Genomic DNA, 24142 nt, shown 5'->3' on the forward strand with positions numbered 1-24142 from the left:
CATCCTGGGCTTGTATGGATTTGACGGCAAGTCGAAATGGTATGTAAGCATGCGGAGCTTCGGTGGCTGGCTCCTAAATCTCAGTTATCAAAGAATTAATTGGCGAAAATAATTACGCTCTCGCTGCTTAATCGAAGTATAGTAGATTATTAGCTTTATTCCGTCATTAGATGATGGAACGAGACACTGCTCCAAGGATGTTGTTCCGAATCTGAGGGTCAAGCGGTGCAGGTAAATCGGAAATAGCCCGTGTACGCCTCGATGCATAGGTGAAATTTAGAGGATAAGGTCGCAGTTGGTGGTTCAGGTCTTGCTGTGGCACGAAAATCGAAGGCTGAAATAAGCATGTAGAAAACGTATGGTTTCCTTGTGCGGACCGGAGTTCGAATCTCCGCAAGTCCACTAAAAATAAAGACTGGCAGCTGCTTTGGTGGCTACCAGTCTTTTGACGTTTTAGGGTGTTGATGGTTGCCTGATGTTGGCATCCCATTGCAATATATGGGCGGTTCTATAAATTACCACCGTAAAGTTTTTTATGTCAGTCTTTTTTTACGTTTTGTCATCTTGTGGACTCTTTTTGGTTCAATTTGCTTATTCGTTCAGTCGTATAGCTCGCTATACTCCTTCACTTACAAACAAATTGACCTCAAAAATAGTCTCACAATCTGTCAAAGCTAATTTATAGAACCGCCCTTAGCTGTTTTAGTGAGATGATTTCCGTTTGCCCCTCAAGACTAAAGCTCTTTCCTTGGAACCCCAAAATAGTCAAATGCGTTTTGGAGTTCGTTTGTTACACACGTTGTTGGCACAATCTCTCCATCGACACATCGCCGCTTTGCAACATTCGTGTGCTGTCGACTTATTGGTATTCTTTCGTCTTCAGCTCTCCCCGCAGCACGGCAAGGGCGTTGTTGCTCATGGCCTGCATCTCGTTTTCGCCGGGATAGGTGATGACGGGTGCCAGAAAGTCTAAACGTTCTTTCAGTTTGTTCACCACATAGTCGGAATAAGCGATGCCTCCGGTGAGCAAGATGGCATCTACTTTACCGTACAGCACGGCTGCTTCTGAGGCGATGGCTTTGGCGGTGTGGAACAGCATGGCGTCGAGGATGAGTTGCGCATGCTGATCGCCCTGGTCGATGCGTTGTAGGATTTCTTTCACGTCGTTGGTGCCTAGATGCGCTCTAAGTCCCGTTTCTGTTGTCACGTTCTTAAGGAGTTGCTCCATGGTGTACTCGCCGCTAAAACACAAGCGTATCAGGTCGGCCACCGGTAGTGAGCCGGCTCGCTCGGGAGAGAAAGGTCCCTCGCCACCCAAGGCGTTGTTGGCATCAATGGCGCGGCCATGCTCGTGGGCTGCGATGGAGATGCCGCCCCCCAGGTGACAGATGATAAGATTAAGGTCTTCATAGCGTTTATCGATGTCTCGTGCATATCGTCGGGCGATGGCTTTCTGGTTTAGTGCGTGCCAGATACAATAGCGCGGTAAGAGGGGAGAGCCGCTGATTTTGGCCAAAGGCGACAGCTCGTCCACCACGCCGGGGTCGGCAATCAAGGGCAGACAGCCGGGAATGTCCTTCGCAATGTCGTAAGCGATGAGGCAACCTAAGTCGCACGCATGCTGGTGTAAGGCGTTGCGTGTCAGCTCGAGCATGCGTTCGTTTACCTCATAGACCCCACTCTCCACAGGTTTGGCCAAGCCACCGCGACCGATGACGGCGTTGAAATTGAACGGTACCTCCATCTGCTTGAGGGTGTCTATAACCAGTTGCCGACGGTATTCCAGCTGATCCATGGGCTGGTCAAACTGGCTTAATTCGGCAACAGAGTGTTTGATGTTACGGGTGAACAGCATCTGTTCATCTTCAAAAACGGCTATCTTGGTGGATGTAGAGCCGGGATTGATGCTTAATATGTGGAACATAAATTGATTATTTCTGTAGGAATCAGGTGCAACGGCGTGCTAACAATGGAGGCAGGCCAACGCCAGACTGTTGAATTTGGACATGACATCATCGCCTCTTGACGGGAGGACGACGGGGCATTGGGTGCCTTGCAGCATGCAAGCCGTTTCGCCATGGGCAAACAGTGTAATGGTTTTGTAGAACAAGTTGCCAGCTTCAATGTCCGGGAATACCAATGCGTCGGCCGATCCCTGTATGGGTGAATCGATGCGTTTGACCTGCATGCTGTGCAAGTTGCAGGCCACCTTCAAATCGAGCGGGCCGTCTACGATGCAAGGTCCGAAGTCTCCGGCTTTCGCTTGCTCTATCAAACTGGCGTAACCGGCAGTGAATGGAAAATGTTTGGCGTTGACCTTCTCTGAGCAGTGTATCAGGGCCACCTTGGGTTGGCTGATGCCAAACTGATGACAAAGCTGTGTAATATACTTGATTTGCATGTAACGCTGTTCTTGTGTGGGGTAAGGTATCACCGCAGCGTCGGTGAAGAACAGCAGTTTGTGATAGTCGGGAATGGATGCGGCGGTTACATGGGTGAGCACGTTTCCTGCGGGTAAGATGCCTTTCTCTTTGTCGAGGATGGCTCGGATGACAACATCCGTGCTGATGAGGCCTTTCATAATGAGGTCTACCGTGCCTTCCTTGACCATTGCTACGGCCTTTTCGGCTGCTTCTTGATCATTCTCAGCTTCTATAAACGATAGATGTTGCGAGCATGCCATCAAGGGTTGGCTTTGTTTAACCTGGTCGGTGCAGCCAATCATGACTGCTTCCATCCATCCTTGCTGGATGGCCATGGCGACCGACTGCTGTGTTGATTCGTCGGTTGCACAGATAACCGCTGTTCTTTTTCGTACACCTCTTTGGGCCAGCTGACTGGCCATGTCTTTGAAATTTCGAATAGACGACATAGTATCCTCTTTTTGGAAAGCTGGGCCAAAGGTAGATAAATCTTTCCAAAAACCTGTCTGGTTGAGCTATAAAAATATCCTTCTTGAAGGGTTACGATTAATAATTGTATTCTTTCTTCGTCCATTCGTCTTGGACGGAAAAGGAAAAGACATTGGCATCTGCCGGTGTGGTGCCTTGAAAGAACGAGCCTTTGTATTGCGTGATCTCATTTACTTTGACGGGAACCTCTTCGAAAGTGTGCTCGGTAATGACATCGCCAGATGCGTTTAATGCAGATACCGTGATCTTCAACACATCCGAGGGCGTGTGCGGAAAGGTGTATACGTCAAACTGTCCAGATGCAGCATGCTGTGCATCTGTCACGGTGCGTTCTTCGGTCTGGCGAGAGTTTTTCGCACCAACGCCTGTCATCGCGTTGAATGTTGAGCTGCCGCCCGTGTAATAGAACTTCATGGTTTTGACCGCTGTTGGTATGGCATCGGTGGTTACCAGTCTGAACATGGCTACGGCACGCTTCATTTCGAGTTGGTAAGACGCATTGCCTCCAACCGTTACCTCTTGACAATAATAAAAGGTGTCGGTCATCTTGTTCTTGGCAAATGAAATCTCTTCGGGCGATGTGATGGTGGCCGACCCGCTGCCACTGTGGGCAATAGCGACCACTTGGTAAGTTCCTGCTGGCAGTGTGACGTCAATCTGACCGAAGTGGGTGTCCTTCGTATCTTGGTGAATGTTCTTTACTTTCACGCCATCCTTGAACAAGGCCAAGCTGATACGCGTGCAAACCTGCTTGACATCGGTGGCACGCGACATGTCTACGGCTTGGTTGAAAGGAATGTGTTCGAATTGGGCGACATGGAAAGAAAGGTGAAACAAGTCTTTTGCTTCTTGTTCCTCGGTGTTTGTCTCTTCTGCTAGAGATGGCTTTTCACATGCCGACAGGCAGATGGCAGATAGCAACAGGGCGGTTGCCAGCATTTTCATTGTTTTCTTCATGGTTGGTAGTTGGGTGTAAGTTGGTTATATCGTTCGATGTTATTATCAGGTGCTAAGTTACTACAAAAAAGGATAACCTCAAAATTTTTTTTGTGCATCGAAACCGGTTACCCATGTTCTCGTCTTGTTTTTCTTTTTACCTTGGACTTTTATCTCTCATTCTTTTGCAGATGAATCTAACTCATTACGTCTGTTTTGCATCAACTATGAAAAAATGAGAGGCAAGCTGCACAAATGCAGTCGCCTCTCTTTTCAATTTTCTTCCTTCATTCTATCAATGGAAGGGGCATGGTACTTCTTTCTGCCAAGTTATCTCGCCATAACCATCCTTATGGGCGGTGTGTCCGTGGCCAGTGTAGTCTTTGCACTCGTCAGTACCATCGTCCAGCTTCCAGTAACCTTCCAATCCCTTGCTGTTGGTTTCAACGAAACACTGATGCAATGGGTTTTTCAGTTCTTGCGGTGTTAAAGCTCGAGTCCAGAACCTACATTCATTCACCGATCCTTTGAGATAGAAACCATTCTGTACGCCAGGTGCGGCACCGATATAGAAGTTGTTGGTAAATGACACTTTCTTAGCGTAGTCGGCCTCGGCAAAGAGGATTCCGTCTATATAGAGCGACAGTTTGTTGTTGGCAAACACGCCTGCGATGTGGTACCACTCGTTCTTGGCGATGCTGAAGCCCAAACGCCCCGCATAGACATCCCATTGCTTCAAGCCAAACATGAACACAGGCACGTTGCCCTCGCCACCGACACGGTCGGGTGTTCCATCCACGAACAGCCATGCGCTTTTCTCATCGTTCGAGTTTTCGGGAAAGCCTAGAATGCCCATCAGGTTGCCTCCATAGTATTTCGGCATCTCCCACAAGCACACTCGAGCCTCGAGCGTAAAGGCATCCAGGTTCTGAAGTCTGCTGACATCATTGTCCTTGAAAGTCACCTTGAAACAATTACTTCCATTAAGCCTCGGTACATTCATCAGAAGGGTTCTGTTCACAACAACATAAAGTACGTCACTGCCAGGAAGTTGTGGGTAGCGTTTGTTCTTGCTTGTCATCCTCACAGGCAGCAAGTAGTTCATGCCTTTCTTCAGGTTCTCCAGCTTGCTTACTTGCAGACTGGTGCTTTCTGAACGATAGCCACCTTTCTTGATGGTCAGCGTTGTTTGCGATAATGCAAACGTGCCCTCTGGCAATGACTGGTAATTCTCACCGTGCATGCTGTTGTATGTCTCCACCAAGCTGTTGTCTATAGCCAGTTCAGTACTAACATCTTCTTCCACCTTCAAGGCACTCGATATGGTCAGTCCCATGGCATCGCCCTGCTGTTTCACCGAGAAAGTGGTAACGGGTGTCTTTTCTGCTGCCGTAATGTAAACAGCGTCTACGTCTACGTCATCTGTACAGGCCATCAAACCCAACAAGCAGACTGTGGACAGATAGCAGATTGTTTTTATCGTATGTCTCATCATTCTTGTTTTTTATTGTTCTTGTTACCGTTCATAATTTGGATAGCCTCTCTTACATAGAAGTAATTGTTGGGCGGTACAGGCTTGTTGAGATGGTTGCCTTCTGCGTAAGCAAACTGCAACACATATACGCCACAGCCAGCAAGATTGTTGTCAACGGCAAACTTGGCCATACCCCACAAGCTCGGTATCACCTTGCCGTCCTCATGGAAGTCTACGCCACCATGCCCGAAGGAGTTACCCACCTTGCTGGTCCACTCGCACAAGATACGTTTCTCGTTGGGAAAGCCCTTTCCATAATCGCTCCAACCTCCCTTGAGGCGGTTTTTCAGTTGTCGCGGTGAGATTGAGCTGTAGGCCTGTCCAATGAAATAATCGAACCTGTCAGCATATTCCTCATCCAGCCATTGACCGTCAACCACCAATAGTTTGTGCTTGCCGTTCACCTTGTACTGCTCCTTGCACTTGGGACCAAGATACTGGCTCAGCTCATCTATGAAGGTGCGCATCATCTCCTTGCTGTATTGGTCGCCGCCAAACCATGGCTCATAGTCAAGGTCAAATCCATCAAGTCCCCAGTGAAAAATGGAGTCAGCCAGGTTCTTAGCATAAATTTTCATGGAGTCCAAGTTTTCCGATCCCTCCCCAGTCTTACTGAAATAATGTTCAGGCCACATGGTGACCAGCACCTTTGTCCCTCTATGCTCTTGCAGGAATTTTACGTCATTCCTGTTTTGTTCGTTGTTCACATATCCCGTAAAAAACGACACAATGTCGATACTGTCGGGAATGCCTGTCAGCCGAGTCTGCATTGATGGCGTGGCTGGTGAGTAATTGTACCATGCAAAGAAAATTTTATGGTCAGAATTCTTGTACGCAATCAGGTCTTTCTCCTGCTCGGGTGTCAGAGAGTGGAAGGATGTATCGTCCAACGCTTTCGGTTCTGGCTCAGTCCATTCCTCACATGCCACCAGGCAGAACAGTGAAGCCAAGATGCCAATAAAACTTTTTATTTTCATTTTTTGAATAATTTACGATGTTGATGGATGTTACTTATTTTTGATATTTCTTATCTGCTTTCTTGTCCCACCACAGCTTAGTTCCGCCATTGTCGGCACCTTGTAGCAAGGATAGTCCATGTTGGTAAGAGGCAGGGAAGTCGCTCTTGATGTTCACTGGATAGGGCAACCTGGCCACCTGTTTCTTAGAGTCGATACTGCCCATGCTCATATTCATGTCCACTGGAATCACGCGTGGATAGCCTGTCCGCCTAAATTCGCTCCAAGCTTCCTGTCCATCAGGATAAAGGGCGATGTATTTCTGTGTGATGATTTTCTCCAGCAACTCCTCGCTGTCAGCTCCTCCGAATGGTAACATGGCTGGCGTTATCTCACCACCGTCGTCTATGCCGCCATTGTCATCACCATCATCTGGATAGTCACCAGGGTCGTCACCACCTTCATCATCACCATCATTATCATCAATCTGTACATGATGGTTCCAAGCCACTGAGCAAAGTCCATAAGTGGTAACACTGTTGTATGAGTCCAACAAGTCTTTGTATGGAACGGGCGTAGTTGTACCTTTGAGGTACTCATCGGCACTGCCTGCCTTTGCCTGCGATGCTCCCAAAGGCTGGTCAAATGCCGTGCGCACGCCTTGTTCATATAACTGCTGTGCGCTGCCACCAGTCTGCCATCCACGCAAGGCAGCCTCTGCTTTCAGGAAGTATACCTCAGCAGCTGTCATGAGCTGAATGGGCGTTGATGCTGTGACATTCAGTTTGGAGCACACCTTGTATTCGTTGCCGGTCATGTAGATACCAGTCCTCACTCCGTTGTAGTCTTTCGCGCCAGATACCTCAGACGGCTCGAACAGTAACCCGAGGCGTGGGTCCTTGTATCCTTTCAGGTAGGTTTCCAACGTGGCACCCAACCTACTGTCGTTGTACGAATGGCAAATCATGTACAGCGGATTGACGGTGGAGGCACCGTTTACGCGAATCAAGGCATTGTCGTCGTTTCCTTCCATGACGCCAGCCCGTATGGCTTCTTCAGCCTTAGCCTGTGCTTTGGCCGCATCGGCATATACAATGCGCATGGCCAAGCGAAGCTTTAGTGAATGAGCCAACTTAATCCACTTGGTGAAATCGCCGGCATATACCTTGTCGTAGGCTGCCAACGGACGTGCGTCTGGGTTGGTCTTCACGAAATCTGCAAGGATTGCCGCCGCCTCGTCCAGTTCATTGAAAAAGAGGTCGTATATCTCGTTCTGTGCCGTGAAAGCAATGTCTGACGAAGGCTTGAAGTCCTTATACGGTATCGGTCCGTACATGTCGGTTATGCGGTGCATGCCCAGCACTTTCAATATCTGCCCTACGGCAAAGGTGGTAGGCACGAGTTCTTTCTTCAAGGATAGCCTGTACCACGGTATCATGTAATTCTGGTAAGCCACGCTGTAAGCCGCATTGCACCACCGTGGCTCCATCTTGTAGGTGGCGTTGTTCATTCCGCTGTTGTCAAACGTATTGGAAACGCCCATGAATCCCGAGAATATGTCACCAGCCAATGAATACATCTTCTGGTAATTGTTCACATCCACGTTCTGTGCTTTTGTGACACAGGGGTATATCTGATACTCCATCTGTGTGATCAGCGACCCCATGCCCAAATTGTCATGCAGCAAATCTTCCTCGTTTGCCGCATTGGGATCTGTATTGGTAGACAGGAAATCGCTTGTGCAAGAGGAGAGCATCACAACGGACAGCAGAAGCGATGTCCATGTGTTCTTTGCACTTATATTGAAATTATACATAGTTGTTGCTTGTTTTTATAAAGAAAATTTGATACTGGCACCGAAACTTCTCAAACTCGGCATCAGGAAATAGTCAACTCCCTGATAGAACGTTCCGACCGATGATGTGAGTTGTGGGTCAAAAGGTGCTTTGTTGTAGATCATCCAGAGATTGCGACCCGTCACCGAAATCGTGAGGTCTTTGATGACATTGCCAAACCATTTGTTGGAGAAGGTATAGCCCAGTGACACCTCTCTCAGACGGATGTTGGTGGCATCGTACACATAGTTGGACAACACACCCGATCCTCCTCCTATCTGCCGATAGTAGGTTTCGGCATCCATCATCATTCCATTCACGCTTACACCGCCGCGATCTCTTGCCAAAGCGCTGCGCTCGGATGCGCCATAAGCGTCGAGTACGGCTTGCGTAACCGACACCACTCTGCCTCCTATGCGACCGTCAATCAAGAACGAGAGGTTGAAACCCTCGTACTGGAAACTGTTACGCAGGCTCACGGAATACCGGGGAGACGTGTTGCCGCCATATATCAGATTGGTGTTGTCGATAGCCATCTGCATGTTGTTGGGATTGACATAGGTATATCCGTTCAAGTCTTTAACCAGATGATTCACATAAAAGTCACCGATAGAGCCGCCCTCATTGATGTAGTTTCTGAAAGAGGACAGACCACCTAAGTCAAAATGGTCTACGTTCATGGGTTCGCCCGTGATAGGATTGGACACGTTGCGCACCAACTCCTCGATACGGTTACGGTTGAAGGTAAAGGTCAGCACGGGTTTGTACAAGAGTTTTCCAAATGTCAGGTCGGCATCTACCATCGCCTCAATACCGCGGTTGCTCACCTTTCCGGCATTTACATAGAAGTTGCTGTAGCCGCTGCTCTCGGGCGCTCTGAACTTGAAGAGCTGGTCGTAGGTGTTGGCGTGATACCAAGTGATGTCCACGCCAATCTTGTTGTTCAGGAAACGTGAGTTGAGACCAATCTCGAACGATTTGGTCTGTTCGAACTTCAGGTTGTTGATGGGCAGGTCTGGATTGATGCTCACGCCTCCGCCAGGACTGATGGGATAGGACGGTACGGTGATGCCTGCCAATGAAACCGGCACGTTACCCACCTTGGCATACGACAGGCGTAACTTGGAGAACGACAGCACCGACTTGGGTGCCTTGAGCCATTCGGTTAGGATGAACGACATACCCACCGATGGATAGAATATGCTCTTGCTGGAGGTATTGGCCAACAACGAAGTCCATTCGTTGCGCCCCGTGACATCCAAGAATATGCAACGCTTGTAATCGAACGATGCACTCACAAACAGAGCCTGTGTCTTGATGGATTTTCCCTCCTGGTATTGAGGTTCTGGTGTGAGGTTGTTCAGGGTGAACTTGTTGGGAACAGTGGCCAAGGGCGCACCAAACTCAAGTTTGTTGGAGTTGGCTGTATAGTTGAAACTGGTGTTCTTAAAACTGCCACCGGCATTGATCACCATCCCCCAATGATTGAAGTTTTTATGAAGATTGACTATCAGGTCACCATAATCCTGCGTAGACTTATCGGTAGCCAACAGGTAAGACCCCTTGTCAGATGCCGATGTAAGCAAAGGAAGTGTCGAAGCGTAGTTCTTGATTTCATTGACCTTGGTGTTGCGGTCGGTTCTGAACCGTACCGTTGCATTGAGCCAGTCAAGGATATCGTACTTAAGGCTTCCCCCCAAAATAATACGTTCGTTGTGGTTGATATTGAAATTGCGGTGGGTAATCCAGTATGGATTCTGAATAGACCGCTTCTGATCTCCGTAAGGCCAGAACTGCAAAGGGAAGCCCCTGCTGGCATCATAACGCTCATACGACCTGTACTTTTCTATCTGGTCGCCTCGTGGAAAGAGGTAGATGGGAACGATAGGATTGTAATATTCTCCCTGCGAGAGCATGTTCTGTGCGGTTTTATCAATGTACATCAGCGTGGCACCAAGGCTCAGCTTGTCACCGATGGAATACATACCATTGTACGAAACGTTGTAGCGGTTCATCTTGTTGTTATGTATCACTCCATGGGCGTTGTAGGCCGACAGCGACAAATAAGTGCTGTTCTTTTCGTTACCGAACTGTATGCCAACAGTGTTCGAGACGCTGGCTCCTGTCTGAAAGAAATCGGCAGGGTTGTAGTTGGCCTCATTCTGCAAGCGTGGTCCCCAGCTGCTGAACTCGTTGCTGCGGCTTCCATAACGGTTCTGTAGCTTTGGAAGCAGGAAAGGCCGATAGAAGTCGGTAAAGTTGGAGAAGCTGATGCGCGGCTTTCCATCTTTCAATCCTCCTCTCTTGGTCGTCAGCATCACCACGCCATTGGCAGCCTGACCGCCATACAGGGCAGCTGCCGACGGACCAGTCAACACGGTGACTTCGGCAATGTCCTCCATGTTGATGTTTGAAATGCCATCGCCGTCGTCCACACCGCCATACTGACCATTGGATGCCGAGCCTTTACGCGGAAAGAGGTCGGGGAGCGGAATGCCGTCCAAAACATAAAGCGCGTTGTTGTTGCCGTCTGGATTGACCGACTTGTCACCTCGCATCACCACCTTGGTGGAACCACCGATGCCCGATGCCGACTGCGAGATAACCACACCTGCCACCTTACCGTTCAAGGCATTGGCCACACTGGCCTCCTTCAAGGCGAAGTCTGAGCCGCCCAGTTTCTGCACGTTGTAGCTCAGTGCCTTCTCTTCGCGCTTGATACCCAAGGCGGTCACCACTACCTCATTGAGTTCCTGGCCAGCTTCCATCAGCTGCACGTTGATGCTGGAGCGGTCGCCAGGTTTGACGGTTTGTGAGGCATAGCCTATGTACGAGAACTCGAGTAGAGGTTGGTCGCTCTTCGACTCGAATGAATAGTGACCGTTGATATCGGTCACCACACCCTGGCCTGTGCCCTTCTCAAGAACGCTCACGCCGATGAGCGGCTCACCATTGGCATCGGTCACCACGCCCGAAATGACATGAGGCTTGGCATTGGCTGGTGCCGGTTTGGTCTTGAGGGGCTTCTGTTGAAGCGTTAGATAGATGACATCTCCCGAGATGTGGTACTTCACGCCCGTTCCGGCGAACAACTTGTCCAAGGCGGTTGTCAAGGGTACGTTGCTCAGCTTAACGGCATTCACCCGAACCGAACCGAGCGAGTCGTTGTAGAAAAAACGGTACTTTGACTGTGATTTGATTCTCTTCACGATGTTCTCCAACTTTGTTCGCTCCGAAGTCAGATTAATCTGTGCGCTTGCCCATTGCAGCGGCAAGCCTAAGAGAACCGCGGATAAGACAATCCTGCGTAGCATGGATCCTCTTTCATAGCAATGTTTGTTCATTATGAATTGATTAGAGTTAAGACTTAGGCCGGCTTCCGGAGCCTTGCCCAGTTTGATTGTTGTTACATTACTATTACAACTGATACCTGCAAGGTACTTACTCCGGTGCAAGAAAAAATGCTTTATTGCGCGAACAAGGAGAACGGCACGCCATTCTCCTTGCTTCTTGATATTGATTGGTTTGATTGTTTGCCTGTGCCTGGATGGCACTGGCGTCAAGGTTGTTTTGCTACGAGAACCAAGCGCCCGTTCTTTCGGTGGAACGTAAACGGAACGGAGTACGACAGGTCGGCCAGCACCGAGTCAACCGTTGGCCGGCAGTTGATGACGCCCGTATAGGTTGCCCTGTTCTGCAGGCGGGGCGAGATGTCAATGCGCACGTCATAGTATTCCTCAAGTGCCTTGACAATCTCGTCAATGCGCATGTTGGTAAAGGGAATAACTTTGTTGTGCCATGCGGCCGACACGGGCGCATAGGTCTGCACAATCTCCATGCTGCGGCTGGCTTTGTCGAGGATGACCCGCTGGTCGGGACGCAGGGTGATCATTCCCTCGCCATGGTTGCCGCTCACCCTCACCTTTCCCGACAGCAGGGTCACTTCGGCCGTATTGTCCGTGGCACGGGTACTGAAGTTGAACCTTGTTCCCAACACGCGGGTGGTAAGGAACTCATTCCTCACCACAAACGGCCTGTCGGCATCAGGCCTCACCTCAAAGTAAGCCTCGCCATCCAGCTCCAGCTGCCGGCCATCGTCGCTGAAATGCCTGGGGTACCGAAGAGTGGAATGGGCATTGAGCCACACCTCGCTGCTGTCTGGCAGCAGCACATGTCGCACGCCGTCGAGAGCCACGACCCGTACCATCTCCTCCCGGTCTCCCCAATAGTGCAGGCCAGTCATGACGAACAGGGCGGCAAGAACAGCGGCGGCGGCATACATCGCCCACCTCACGCCGTTTCTATGTCTTCTTGACTTCTCTTCCTTGGCAATGCGATTCAGCAAGTCCAGCTCGGCCCGCTGCACATGAGCCTCGTCAACTTGATGTGACGCGCGGTAGGCGTGGTAGGCATCGGTCATCCTGAACAGCCACCGGGCATGCTCGTCCGACTCGCGCGCCCAGGCCGTGAGCCGCTCCATCTCCCGTGGCGAGCACTTGCCAAGGAGGTAATTCTTGAGTATTTTGTTGCTTATCTCTTCCATTCCTTTATTATAATACAACTGGGCAGCCAAAACAACTTACCCAAAAACAAACATTAACACCAGCAACAGCACGAGACGCTCCAGGCGGTGCCGCAGAAACCTCAAAGCTTTGTAGAGCTGCGCCTCGACCGTGCGCACGGAGATGTCCATGACCTGGGCTATATCCTTATTGCTCATGCCGTGCAGATAGCTCATCCTGAATATCTGCCTGCGCTTGTCGGGCAGCTCATCAATGGCCGCGTCAATCTTCTCCCGCAGCTCTTGATTCTCCAAGTCCATGTCAACCTGATTGCTGCCGGGGTCGTAGTACGCCAGTCGCATCGCCTCCAGGGCACTACACTCGGCAGCATAGCCGTTCACCACATTTCTGTGCTTGATGACATTGAGTGACTTGGTGTACACGGCCCGATAGAGGAACGACTTGATATGGGCCGCATCGTCCATCGCATTGCGTCGGTGCCACAGATCAACAAACGCGTCCTGAACAACGTCCTCCATGCCATCATGAACCAGCAGCCGGGTGGCGTAGAGCAGCAACGACGGGTAAAACTGTCTGAAATATAAGCGGTATTCAGATAATGTCATTTCATACGTTAGATTACGTCAGTGTAGACAAATTTACTTTCTCGAACCAACCTCAATGGCACAAGAAGCTGGTGCAAACTTACATGGTTTTTTCTGTTCTTACAATATTTGTGTTCGGAAAATATCGTATCAGGTACTCATTGCCGGATGGTTTTCTTTTCTGTTGGCTTGTTTTCCTCCTCCGTCAGTTCTTTATCCACCATCACCAGAGCTGATGTGATGAGGGTACAGATGCCCAAAAGAGTGGTGAGAATGAAAAAGCGACGATAGCCAAGGGCTTGCTGAAGCGAGCCGGAGAGCATCATGGGAATCATCGCAGACACCGTGGCCAGCGACATGCACAGGGCATAGGTGGACACTCGTTTTACCTCACTGTAATAAACAAGATAATGCATATAGGCGCATAAGCCGAATCCACAGGCCATTTGATTGATGAATGCGCAGCACGCTATCCAGCCAATGTTCGTGGGTAGAGCATAGCTGAGATAAATGTAGAAGAGTGGGGGAATGCATGTGGCAAACGCCATGAGGGGGAGTGCATTGCCGAATGCGACTTTTCGAAGAAGCCAGATGCCCAGCATGCCACCGATGATGAGGCCGAAGACGGCTACCGTTCCTTGTACATAGCCAAACTCTTGAGGCGACAGTGCAAGTCCGCCACTGCTTCCTAAGTCGAGCATGAACTGGATGGAAACGGGCGTGAGCAACGTACAGGGTAGTAGAAACATGCTCAGGAAGAGAATGCCTGGCCACGAACTCGGGGTTCGGATGAGGTCGGCACTGGTGTTCAGGCAGGCGTAGAACATGTCGGACACTCGTATCTTTCGCTCTCTGTCAGCGGCGCCCGACTGTGGAATCATGAAGATGTGCCACAGCAAAACGACGGCAAGGAAACCGCTGAGGCAGTAACATGCCGTGCTCCATGAACTGCGTATGTTCCGAGTTATCACCTCGAGGTTGCCGCCTATCATCACGGTGATGCCCAGTACCACCAGCATGGACAATTGGTAGAACGTCAGCTTGAAGAGTCGAAGGGACGAGGTGCGGTGGTGCTTGATGGCCTGTAGACTGAATTTGTCGATGGCGATGTCGTGAAAAACATGCGCAAAGGCCATCACCCCGAGGCACATGAGGCTGCCTTCCAACCAGCAAGTGCCATTCAGAGTATACGCCATGCCAGCCATGGAGAGGACAATCAGCGCTTCAGAAAGCAGTATCCATAGGCGGTTGCGGTGGCCCGTCTGCACGAAAATTGACAGTACGGGACGCATGGCGACGGGCAACATCAACCAGGCAATAAAGAAAGTTGCCGCTCCGTTGTCGACTCCCATTCGCTTGAAAATCACGAGTGGAAAATAGAACAGCATCACAAACGTGAGCCCCTTGAAGAGGTACAACGTTGGCATCCACTTCCAGGGAACCTTGACTTCGTGGTTGAGGTTCAGGGGAGAGTTGAATAGGTGATGGCTGATCTTTATCATCTCGAGTTGATTGGAGCTATTCGTATCTGGTAATTCTTATTGGGAGTTAAGGGGAGTTAGTGGGAGTTAACTGGAGTTATCGGACGTTACCTTATATTATATAGGCTGACGCAGCGGGGGGTTAGTGATGTTTCCCTACCAAACAGGCATTTGACTGCTAACCCCAATTAACTCCCACTAACTCCTACTAACTCCGGCTTACTTCCATTCACTCCCGTTTACTCCCTGTTATTCGTACAGTTTTTCGATGGTAGCGTGGTGGTAATAGTGGGTTAAAATCTCATCGTAGCCATATCCATCTTCACCCATTACGGCGGCGCCAATCTGACAAAGTCCAACGCCGTGACCCCATCCGGCTCCGGTGAGGACAAACCTTTGGGGAACGCCATCAACCACATCCTCCTTGTCAACCACGAAGGCCGAACTATACAAGTGCGATTCTGACAGTGTTCTTCTTATCTCCAATTCCTTGCCTATGGTGAAGGTCAGTTCGCTGCCAACGATTTTTAGGCGGGATATGCGCCCGCTCTTGCCTCGCTTCAGCGGCACCAAGTCCAGGATATCGCCAAAAGTCATGTTCGTCTTCTGCTCAATGAGCGCTTTCAGCTCCGTTTGGGTGTAGCTCACTTTCCATCGATAGAAGTCGGCTGTCTCTTGGTCATAGTCGTTCAATACCTGCGAGAGAATCTTTTTGTCAGTGGTGTTGCAGAAGGCTTCGGGTGCCGAGCGTATCCATTTCTCGGCATTTTTCTCCACCGTCAGGTCGAGGAGAGGCTCGGCTTTACCTTCCAGTTGTTGATGGTTGTCGCGTATGGCTTCCAGATAAGGTTTATGCTCATCTTCCCAGCAATATTCGTATTCTTCGCTGATGCCGCCACAACATTTGCTGAAGCGGGCATCGCATATCTCGCCCTCCGACAGCAAAATCTGCCCTCGTGTGCGGCGAATGGCGGTGGCCACGTTGGGACTTGTTTCCTTTGTGATGCCCTGATATCGCTGACAGTGGTCGTCTGCGCACACGTCGAAGAGCGTGTGATCTTCTCGGTCGTACCACTTAATCAACTCGTCGTCTTTCCGAATGAACGAGAAGAAGCTGTTTGCCGACTCCTTCAGGTTGCGGCGTTTCTCCATCTGAGCCAGCAGCCAACTGCGTGAGATGACGGCATGTGCCTTCAGTAGTTCAAGCGAGGCCGTGGCGCTCATCTCGCTGGAGATGACACTCTCGAGGTAGGTTTCTACCGGCAGCTCGTTGATGGCGCATATCTTTTCGCTGTCCACGATGAGGCGCAGCACGCCTGGGAAGGTCTGCGACTCTTTGCGTTCCCAGTGGAAGTTGATGCCGATGGTCACGTCGTCGAGCGTGAACGACGCGTCAGCTTGATGGGGCGTGAACGTCAACTCACGGTAGGTGTTACCGTTCCAACCAATACCGCCTTCGTGGAAGCGCACCGTTTGTTCGCCCGACACCACCTCTCCTTTGGCCAAATAGGGCTTGTTGAGCGTGAAACGTATCTCCTCTGCACTGACAATTCCTACCGATACACTGGGTTCCTGATGATTCTCTATGGTGGCGAAGGTAGGCTGATTGGCGTTTGAGGCTTTCGCCAGGCGGTCTAACACCTGTTGCATGTCCTGCTGGGAGATGCTCATCTCGCACAGAATGTGCTCGAGTTGTGCGGCCGTGAGCCGTTCAAAGTCTTCTTTCCGAGGCGTGATAATCAGTCCGGCCATGTCTAAGGCACCGGGACTGATGAGCATTTGGTCTGCCCCCTCGGCGAAGTAGCAGTCGGGACGGTGTTTCTTTCTGGGGAATACTACCGAAATGTAGTCTTCATCCTGCCGCCAAGCCACGATGTTCATCATGGGTTCCGTTTCCCCTTCGTGCAGGGGAAGGGCCCGATACAGTTCGCGGAAGAGCTTTTCACCTGCCTTGGCTGAGCGGCACTTGATGGCGAAGGCGTGGCACGGATATGCCTTGACCACTGCCAGCTGGTCGTCTTCACTCAGCGATATCACAGGCTCTAAGGAGTGTGAAAGCCGTTGCCATGCCTGCTGAAGAGGCAGGATGCCGCTGCTGCCGCCTTGGAAATGGGCATGATCGGGAGCCGATGCGCCACAGCGCGGACCGTTGTAGAACACCATCAGCTCGGGAAAGTAATCCAGCAGCTTGTATATTTCCGCATAATGCGGGGCTATTTGTTGGGGTTCATGCCTCCGAAGTGGGATGGTATAATGTTCGGGTAGGATGGGGAAAGGATTGATGAGCAATTCAAAATCCTGGTCAATCGTCTTCGTCATCTGCTCTTCCGGTCGGTTTTTCTCGCAGAGGAAGCAAGGGCGAGCGGCCAACGATTTGTGGTCAATCTTTGCACCCGTTGACACCATTCGTGCTGGATTTAACTGAATGGTGAAGCTGTTGTCGCCCAAAAGCAGCTGTCGGGTCTCTACTTGTTTGAGTTCTCTGAACCGCTGATGGGCACTTTCCCAAACCTCCAGTTGGCGGTTGGTGAACCGGTGCAACTGGCTCTCTACTATGCTTTCACTCTTTCCGCTCACCATTTGTCGTCGTGCCTGAATCTCCAATGTGCGCAGTCGATCTTTGTATTGGTTGTTCCGGTTCTGTTTCTCCACGCTCAAATCATGGTCGCTGTTGCCATTCCATCGCCGACAGAGATACAACTCTTCGAAGATACGCCCAATCTTGTATTTGCGTGAGAAGAGCAGTCCCAGCGCATAGTCTTCGCCATAGCTGGTGTTGGGTACCTGTATCTGTCGTAACAAAGGTGTGAAAAAGGCTCTTGGCGCTCCAAGCCCATTAATGCGAAGAGCATTGTTTGGGCCATTATCATCTGTCCATTCGCTGTGACTGATAAGGCCTGGTGGTATTGTTTGCAGATTGAAGTCGCACAGGCGGTAGCTGCCTATCATCATGGCAGCTCCTTGCTCATAGAAGGCGTTTATTAAGCGTTGCAGCGTTTGGGGCGACGAATACAGGTCGTCGCTGTCCAACTGTACGGCAAACCGTCCACAGCGTTCGTCGTTCACGGCCATGTTCCAGCAACCGCCGATGCCCAGGTCGGTACGCTCGGGAATAAGATGAATCAGTCGTTGGTGAGTGCGAGTCAATTCCTCTACGATACGGGTGGTGTCATCTGTTGAATGGTTGTCTACCACGATTACGTTGAAAGGAAATGTCGTTTGTTGTGCGAATGCCGACTTGATGGCATCAGAAATTGTCTTTTCGCGGTTGAAAACAGGGATAATTACCGAAGCTTCAAACTCGAAGTCCTGCTCTTTAAAATCAGGTCGGTTATATGCCGTAGTGTCTATCTTGGCACCCAGTGCGGTCAGGTGAGCCGTGGCTGCTCTTTCCATCTCCGTTTGTGCCTCCCGATTGTTCGGGTCCACATAGTCAAACTGCTTCTCTCCGCTCAGTCGGTTGTCTACCTGTTGCTCGGTATAAAGCATTTCGTCGAGGTGGAATATGGTACCTTGCGTGCTGAGAAAGAGGCGCAGGTCGTAGAATCCGGCATACAAGTAATCGTCCCTGTCGGCTTGTTCTGCGAATGCCTTGCAGGTCTCTGTCTTCAGCAACAGCAGCTGTCCGAAATCAAAATCATCTCGGATGCTCCCCTCCTGGTAATCAATCACGGGATGCGGCTGCCGCTTTCCGTCCGCACTGATGTAGTGGTCGCTGTACACGCAGGTGGCATCAGCGTCGACCGCCACGCGCAGCCACCGGTCCATGGCATGAAATCCCAGCGTGAATGGTGTGGCCTTCCTGCTGAGCAGGATATAATCGGCAGTAGCCAATTGAGCCATTTTCCTCATCGTTTCAGATGACGTGAGGCGGTTGATACGAACCAGTGAACAGTCGTGGGGAACTTCGTTTTCCTGTGTGAACTGTTCCGAAACCATCAGATAAATTTGTCGTACACACTTGCTCTGTCGCAAGTCGTGGAGGGTGTTTTCCATCACGGCGATGTCGTCGCACGGTAGGAAGCAGTCTATTTTTTCTCTCATTATTTTGGTTTTTACATGAACGGATTTGGTTTCTGAGCGAGATAAGCTTGTGCTCTTGTTTGTAATTGTTGAGCCGCAGCCTATCTTATGCAAAAACAGCGCAAACCGAAAGCAGTCAAATCGCGTTTGAATTGCTGAGGTGCTGCCTGTTTTATGCAAAGATAGTGCAAAAAGCCCACAAAAAGAAATGAACAACCTACTTTTTTATCGTCCGCCTTTCTGACTATCAAAGAAGTGATAAGTTGGCGTCGAGAATATGCCAACCATCATCGTGTTGGATGATGAATAATCTTGACAAGCAACCCTTCCATATTTTGCGTTTTTGCCACCAGACGGGTAGTAAGACGCAAATACGAGAAATATGAGTGATTTTAGGATATTATTGATAGTCAGGTTCTTATGCGAACTTGTCCTTGCTCGTCCTCTGCTATTCACGCACTTTTTCGACAAAAGCAAAGCTATTGGCATTCAATTCACATGCTTTTGTACCTCAATAGCATGCTTGTTGTGCGTCAATAAAAATGTTTTTTAGCCGATAAAATGCTCCTTTTGAAGTTGAAAACGATTTTTTCAGGCCTCTCAAATCGTTCTTTTGTGTCTGGTAAGCCTATTGATTTTTTCTAGAATGTGCTTTTTTATGGGGCGATTTTGACCATAAATCTGATAAAAAATAAGGACAATTTGTAGGGTTTTGGTATATCGCTTTCCACATAAATAAAGGTTTCATTTGTAGGGTGGTATAATCATCCAACATCTGCCATCTTCGCTTTTTCATCTTTGGCAGAATTTATTCTTTGGCTGTTTAGTCACGCAAAATTCGCAGAAACAGCAGATTTTTTGCGTGAATCAGGGTTGTAATTTTCGTTTTTATATATTAGGTGTAGGATGTTCCAGGCTTTTTGTGTACCTTTGCAAAGATAGTGCGAGCAGAATGCAAAGCAAGTTTTGCTAACTTTGCAGCGGCGAAGCCTGTCTTCGGCAAAGGGCAGGTGGCGATTTAACAAACAAGATCAAAAATGGAAACTGGTAAGAAAAAGCTGTTGGGAATGACGCTGAGCGAGCTCAAAGAGGTTGCTCAGGCTTTGGGAATGCCTTCGTTCGCTGGCGGACAGATGGCTAAATGGCTCTACCAGCGGCAGGTGACGAGTATTGACGAGATGACGAACATCTCTAAGTCGAACCGTGAACGGCTGGCCAAAGAATATGAAATTGGCTGCATGGCGCACATCGATGCGCAGTATTCGAAAGACGGAACCATCAAATATCTGTTTCCAACCGCCTCGGGAAAGTTTGTCGAGACCGTGTTCATCCCCGATGACGACCGTGCCACCCTGTGCGTGTCCTGTCAGGTGGGATGCAAGATGAACTGCCTGTTCTGTCAGACTGGCAAGCAGGGCTTTGAAGGTAATCTGACCTATGCCGATATCCTCAACCAGGTGTACTCACTGCCCGAACGTGACAGGCTGACCAACATCGTGTTCATGGGGCAGGGTGAGCCGATGGATAATTTGGACAACGTGCTGAGGGTGACACAGGTGATGACCGCCGATTACGGCTATGCCTGGAGCCCCAAGCGCATCACTGTGAGTAGTGTGGGCGTGAAAGGCAAGCTGAAACGCTTTCTGGATGAGAGCGATTGCCATGTGGCCATCAGTCTGCATTCGGCTCTGCCCGAGCAGCGCAGCATGCTGATGCCCGCCGAGAAAGGCTTGCCCATCGAGCAGATTGTTGACCTATTGCGCGGCTACGACTTTGCTCACCAACGCCGGTTGTCGTTCGAATACATCGTCTTTGGCGGACTGAACGACACGGCGATGCACGCCCGCAGAATCATCGACCTACTGCATGGGCTGGATTGCCGCGTCAACTTGATACGCTTCCATCAGATTCCGAACGTGCCATTGAAAGGTGCCGACGAGCAGAAGATGGAAAACTTTCGCAACTACCTCACGTCGCATGGCGTATTCACCACCATCCGAGCCAGTCGTGGGCAGGACATCTTCGCAGCCTGTGGCCTGTTGAGTACGGCTAAAAAAGCTGGCGCATGAGCAGGCTTCGTTGGGTAGTTGCCCTTGCTGCCATGCTGCTCTTAACAGCCTGCCGGCAGCAGGAACGTCCGCTGCCCGCTGCCTCGGCGAACCCTTACGAGGTTTTGGTGGTTGGCGATGCCGACAGTTTGGTGAGCCACATGTTGTCGGTGCCGATGCCGGCACTGCCACAGCGCGAACCAATGTTCGACGTTCGGCAGGTTGAGCCTGCTCGGTTCAAGGGAAAGCTGTTGCTGGCGCGCAATGTCGTGGTGGTGAGGCAAAACCGAAAATGGCTTGGAAAACCCTCGCTCCACATCGAACGTGACCGCCATGCGCAGCCGCAATTGATGGTATATGTTGACGTGGGGTCGGCCAACGACCTGAAGCAATTCATCGCCACGAACCAACAACGAGTGAGGCAGCTGCTGGTGACCAACGAATATCTGTCGGCCATTCTCCAGCTCCAGCGAAAGCATTCCGTGCGAGGTGGAAGGCTTATCGACTCGATGTTCCACCATACCGTGCTGCTGCCTGCGGACATGACCTACCACAAGGTGGGCAAAGACTTCCTCTGGGTGTCAAACAATGCGGCGCAGGGCATGCAGAATTTGTGCGTTTATACCCTCAGCGGAATTGATAATCAACCTCCTGAACGCATGGACAGCGTGCTGAAGGCGAACATGAAAGGCGAGACCGACCGCATGTACATGCGCACCATGGCCCGCTCCATGACACAAGAAAACGTCAGAATCGGCAGACAGTCATGCCAGCTGCAGTGCGGACTGTGGGAGATGGTGGGCGACGCCATGGGCGGTCCGTTGGTGAGACGCGTCGTCAAAGACAGCGTAGCCGGTAAGTCACTGGTACTCGATGCCTTCGTCTATGCGCCTGAAATGGACAAACGCAACAAGATGCGTGAGATGGAAGCGGTACTGCTGACCGTGAAACGAAAATAAAGATAGGGGGAGCGAGGACAGGCCACAGCCGTCACTCATGACCTCCGTGACATATAAACAAATTCTCTTATGAACAACAGAAAAATTCGTGTGGCTCTTACACACGGTGATACAAACGGTATCGGATATGAACTGATTTTTAAAACTTTCGCAGCTCCAGAGATGTTAGAGCTCTGCACGCCCATCATCTATGGGTCGCCCAAAATTGCTGCTTACCACCGAAAGGCGCTGGACATCCAGGCCAACTTCAGCATCATCAACACGGCTGATGAGGTGTGCGACGGTCGCATCAACCTGATGACCTGCTTTGATGACGAGGTGAAAGTGGAGTTGGGAACCCCTACGGAAGAGTCGGGACAGGCGGCAGTGCGTGCCCTTGACCGTGCCATGACCGATTATCGGGAAGGGGTTTACGACGTGCTGGTGGCAGCTCCCATGAGCGCCGATGGCATTAAGTTTGGCAACCTCACATTCGATAGCTTGGAAAACTACCTACAGACTTGCTTGGGAGAGGGGAAGCAAACCACCACGTTGTACCTGAACGACTTCATGCATGTGGCCGTGGTGGCCGACGATCAACCTCTGAAAGCGGCCATGGAGAACATCACGTTAGAGAACATTGTTCACAAGGCAGCTATCCTGTACCTCACCTTAAAGCGTGACCTGCGTGTCGCCAACCCGCGCATTGCAGTGCTGGGTCTTAATCCGAAGGCCGATGGGGCAGAGGAGCAGGAAATCATTCGTCCGGCTGTTGCCAAGCTTTCGGATGCTGGCATGTGCGCTTTTGGTCCTTATGCGGCCGAGACGTTCTTTGGCTCCAACGATTATGATGCGTTTGATGGCATCTTGGCGATGTATCACGACCAGGCCATGTTGCCTTTTAAGACGCTGTCGCTGGAAGAGGGAGTGAGTGCCATCGCTAACTTGCCCATCGTCTGTACCAAAACCAATTATACGCCAATGTTCGAGGTGGCCGGTCAGGGTGTTATCAATGAGAACCCACTGCGGCAAGCCGTTTATCTGGCCATCGACATCTATCGCAACCGCTTCAACTATGATGAGCCGATGAAAAATCCGCTGCCCAAGCTTTATCATGAACGCCGCGAGGACCGTGGCAGAGGTCGCTTCAATGCGCCCAAGCGTCAGATGAAGGGCGAGCAGCAGGCCAGTCAGCCAAAGAAAGATGAAAAGTAAATATCAGAATGGCTTCTTCATTTTTGGGTTAGTCATACTTGTCATCATGGTCACCCAACTCAATTTCACCGAAGTGTGGAATGGGTTGACCCATGCAGGCTATTGGTTCTTTGCCATTGTAGCCCTGTGGGCGGTGTTATATGTGTTCAACACCGCAGCTTGGTACTTGATCATCCGAAGCAGTGAGCCTGTTTATTCGTCGCAAGAATCGACAAGTGGTGACGACAACGCAGCTGGGAAGCCTGTGAAGAAGGTGGGCTTTTGGTGGCTCTACAAGATTACCGTGTCTGGGTTTGCGCTCAACTACGCCACTCCTGGCGGATTGATGGGTGGCGAGCCTTACCGCATCATGGAGCTGTCGCCACGAATAGGTGCCGAGCGAGCGTCGTCATCGGTGATTCTTTATGTGATGACACACATCTTTACCCATTTTTGTTTCTGGGCCGTCTGCATCGGGTTGTACCTACTCACGCAGCCCATGTCCGTCAAAATGGGGCTGTTGTTGGCTGCCGCAGCGGTGTTCTGCGGACTGGGTATTTGGTTCTTTCTGGTGGGTTATCAAAAGGGATTGGCGGTGCGCATGATGAATGTGCTGCGCCACATACCGTTTGTCAAGAAGTGGGCTCAGCCTTTCGTGGAGAAGCACAGGCAGCAGCTGGACACCGTGGATCGGCAAATTGCGGCCTTGCATCAGCAAAATCCCAAGACTTTTTTGTCGGCCGTAGCGTTGGAAATGGCATGCAGGTTTTTGTCAGCACTGGAGGTGATGTTCATTTTGATGGTGCTCATGCCACATGTAGACTATCTGCATTGTGTGCTGGTGTTGGCCTTCACGTCGCTCTTTGCCAATCTGTTGTTCTTCATGCCCCTGCAATTGGGCGGCCGCGAGGGTGGCTTCCTGATGTCAGTATCGGCCCTGGGCATGACGGCCAGCGCGGGTATCTTCGTGGCTCTGCTGGTGAGACTGCGTGAATTGGTGTGGACGGGCATCGGACTGTTGTTTATCAAGATCAACGAACGAAAGGGACAGGATCAGACGAAGGCCACGCCTTGACACTCAGGATGGAAGGGACAGACAGATGAATGCTATATAATAAGGTGGAGCGATGGCGCATAAAAACTCAGCCATCCTTGCGGCTATCTCGAATAAATTGTTT

At 50.5% G+C, this 24142-nt stretch carries 15 protein-coding genes and 1 other RNA gene; 5 read left to right on the plus strand and 11 right to left on the minus strand.

The window, feature by feature from the left end; translation table 11 throughout:
• The first annotated feature begins 6 nt into the window (after positions 1-6).
• Positions 7-405, plus strand: a transfer-messenger RNA (tmRNA) gene (gene ssrA, locus NQ518_RS13330).
• Positions 406-859: 454 nt separating this feature from the next.
• Here the strand turns inward: ssrA and buk are convergent.
• From buk to NQ518_RS13385, 11 genes are all read right to left on the minus strand, one after another.
• Positions 860-1924 (minus strand): butyrate kinase, encoded by a 1065-nt coding sequence (buk, locus tag NQ518_RS13335; protein WP_227207789.1) that lies wholly within the window; start codon positions 1922-1924, stop codon positions 860-862.
• Between the two features lie 39 nt (positions 1925-1963).
• Positions 1964-2872 carry a phosphate acyltransferase gene (locus tag NQ518_RS13340; RefSeq protein ID WP_227207791.1) on the minus strand — a complete coding sequence of 303 codons (909 nt, stop codon included), beginning with the start codon at positions 2870-2872 and terminating at the stop codon, positions 1964-1966.
• A 97-nt stretch (positions 2873-2969) separates the two neighbouring features.
• Positions 2970-3869 carry a FimB/Mfa2 family fimbrial subunit gene (locus NQ518_RS13345; RefSeq protein ID WP_227207793.1) on the minus strand — a complete coding sequence of 300 codons (900 nt, stop codon included), beginning with the start codon at positions 3867-3869 and terminating at the stop codon, positions 2970-2972.
• Positions 3870-4143: 274 nt separating this feature from the next.
• A complete protein-coding gene (locus tag NQ518_RS13350; protein WP_227207795.1) occupies positions 4144-5343 on the minus strand; it encodes a DUF1735 and LamG domain-containing protein in 1200 nt (399 codons plus the stop codon).
• On the minus strand, positions 5340-6359 hold the full coding sequence (locus tag NQ518_RS13355; protein ID WP_227207797.1) for a glycoside hydrolase family 18: 1020 nt from the start codon (positions 6357-6359) through the stop codon (positions 5340-5342). Before NQ518_RS13355 ends, NQ518_RS13350 begins: the two co-directional genes overlap by 4 nt.
• 34 nt (positions 6360-6393) lie before the next feature.
• Entirely contained in the window at positions 6394-8154 is a 1761-nt protein-coding gene (locus NQ518_RS13360) for a SusD/RagB family nutrient-binding outer membrane lipoprotein (RefSeq protein ID WP_227207799.1), read from the minus strand.
• A 15-nt stretch (positions 8155-8169) separates the two neighbouring features.
• Entirely contained in the window at positions 8170-11517 is a 3348-nt protein-coding gene (locus tag NQ518_RS13365) for a SusC/RagA family TonB-linked outer membrane protein (RefSeq protein WP_227961481.1), read from the minus strand.
• 215 nt (positions 11518-11732) lie between these two features.
• On the minus strand, positions 11733-12716 hold the full coding sequence (locus NQ518_RS13370; RefSeq protein WP_227961479.1) for a FecR family protein: 984 nt from the start codon (positions 12714-12716) through the stop codon (positions 11733-11735).
• 36 nt (positions 12717-12752) lie between these two features.
• The gene (locus NQ518_RS13375) at positions 12753-13301 is read right to left on the minus strand and encodes an RNA polymerase sigma-70 factor (protein ID WP_227961478.1); all 549 of its coding nucleotides are present in this window, start codon (positions 13299-13301) and stop codon (positions 12753-12755) included.
• Between the two features lie 137 nt (positions 13302-13438).
• On the minus strand, positions 13439-14782 hold the full coding sequence (locus NQ518_RS13380) for an MFS transporter (RefSeq protein WP_227961476.1): 1344 nt from the start codon (positions 14780-14782) through the stop codon (positions 13439-13441).
• 228 nt (positions 14783-15010) lie between these two features.
• Positions 15011-18805, minus strand: coding sequence for a DUF4922 domain-containing protein (locus NQ518_RS13385; RefSeq protein WP_227961474.1), 3795 nt, complete (start codon positions 18803-18805; stop codon positions 15011-15013).
• 1016 nt (positions 18806-19821) lie between these two features.
• Here NQ518_RS13385 and rlmN point away from each other — a divergent pair.
• From rlmN to NQ518_RS13405, 4 genes are all read left to right on the plus strand, one after another.
• A complete protein-coding gene (gene rlmN / locus NQ518_RS13390; RefSeq protein WP_227207810.1) occupies positions 19822-20853 on the plus strand; it encodes a dual-specificity RNA methyltransferase RlmN in 1032 nt (343 codons plus the stop codon).
• A complete protein-coding gene (locus NQ518_RS13395; protein ID WP_227207812.1) occupies positions 20850-21791 on the plus strand; it encodes a DUF4837 family protein in 942 nt (313 codons plus the stop codon). The genes rlmN and NQ518_RS13395 overlap by 4 nt, the downstream gene beginning before the upstream one ends.
• A gap of 69 nt (positions 21792-21860) precedes the next feature.
• On the plus strand, positions 21861-22985 hold the full coding sequence (locus tag NQ518_RS13400) for a PdxA family dehydrogenase (RefSeq protein ID WP_227207814.1): 1125 nt from the start codon (positions 21861-21863) through the stop codon (positions 22983-22985).
• Positions 22975-24039, plus strand: a complete 1065-nt coding sequence (locus tag NQ518_RS13405; RefSeq protein WP_227207816.1) for a lysylphosphatidylglycerol synthase transmembrane domain-containing protein — start codon at positions 22975-22977, stop codon at positions 24037-24039. The genes NQ518_RS13400 and NQ518_RS13405 overlap by 11 nt, the downstream gene beginning before the upstream one ends.
• Positions 24040-24142 lie beyond the last annotated feature (103 nt).

The sequence above is a fragment of the Hoylesella buccalis ATCC 35310 genome, from assembly GCF_025151385.1.
GTDB lineage: Bacteria > Bacteroidota > Bacteroidia > Bacteroidales > Bacteroidaceae > Prevotella > Prevotella buccalis.

What these genes read in the sequence shown, in the direction of transcription:
- NQ518_RS13380 (WP_227961476.1), bottom strand. Translation starts at nt 14,782, where the DNA reads ATGATAAAGATCAGCCATCACCTATTCAACTCTCCCCTGAACCTCAAC.
- NQ518_RS13355 (WP_227207797.1), bottom strand. Translation starts at nt 6,359, where the DNA reads ATGAAAATAAAAAGTTTTATTGGCATCTTGGCTTCACTGTTCTGCCTG.
- NQ518_RS13370 (WP_227961479.1), bottom strand. Translation starts at nt 12,716, where the DNA reads ATGGAAGAGATAAGCAACAAAATACTCAAGAATTACCTCCTTGGCAAG.
- NQ518_RS13340 (WP_227207791.1), bottom strand. Translation starts at nt 2,872, where the DNA reads ATGTCGTCTATTCGAAATTTCAAAGACATGGCCAGTCAGCTGGCCCAA.
- rlmN (WP_227207810.1), top strand. Translation starts at nt 19,822, where the DNA reads ATGGAAACTGGTAAGAAAAAGCTGTTGGGAATGACGCTGAGCGAGCTC.
- NQ518_RS13350 (WP_227207795.1), bottom strand. Translation starts at nt 5,343, where the DNA reads ATGATGAGACATACGATAAAAACAATCTGCTATCTGTCCACAGTCTGC.
- NQ518_RS13385 (WP_227961474.1), bottom strand. Translation starts at nt 18,805, where the DNA reads ATGAGAGAAAAAATAGACTGCTTCCTACCGTGCGACGACATCGCCGTG.
- NQ518_RS13405 (WP_227207816.1), top strand. Translation starts at nt 22,975, where the DNA reads ATGAAAAGTAAATATCAGAATGGCTTCTTCATTTTTGGGTTAGTCATA.
- NQ518_RS13365 (WP_227961481.1), bottom strand. Translation starts at nt 11,517, where the DNA reads ATGAACAAACATTGCTATGAAAGAGGATCCATGCTACGCAGGATTGTC.
- buk (WP_227207789.1), bottom strand. Translation starts at nt 1,924, where the DNA reads ATGTTCCACATATTAAGCATCAATCCCGGCTCTACATCCACCAAGATA.
- NQ518_RS13345 (WP_227207793.1), bottom strand. Translation starts at nt 3,869, where the DNA reads ATGAAGAAAACAATGAAAATGCTGGCAACCGCCCTGTTGCTATCTGCC.
- NQ518_RS13400 (WP_227207814.1), top strand. Translation starts at nt 21,861, where the DNA reads ATGAACAACAGAAAAATTCGTGTGGCTCTTACACACGGTGATACAAAC.
- NQ518_RS13395 (WP_227207812.1), top strand. Translation starts at nt 20,850, where the DNA reads ATGAGCAGGCTTCGTTGGGTAGTTGCCCTTGCTGCCATGCTGCTCTTA.
- NQ518_RS13360 (WP_227207799.1), bottom strand. Translation starts at nt 8,154, where the DNA reads ATGTATAATTTCAATATAAGTGCAAAGAACACATGGACATCGCTTCTG.
- NQ518_RS13375 (WP_227961478.1), bottom strand. Translation starts at nt 13,301, where the DNA reads ATGACATTATCTGAATACCGCTTATATTTCAGACAGTTTTACCCGTCG.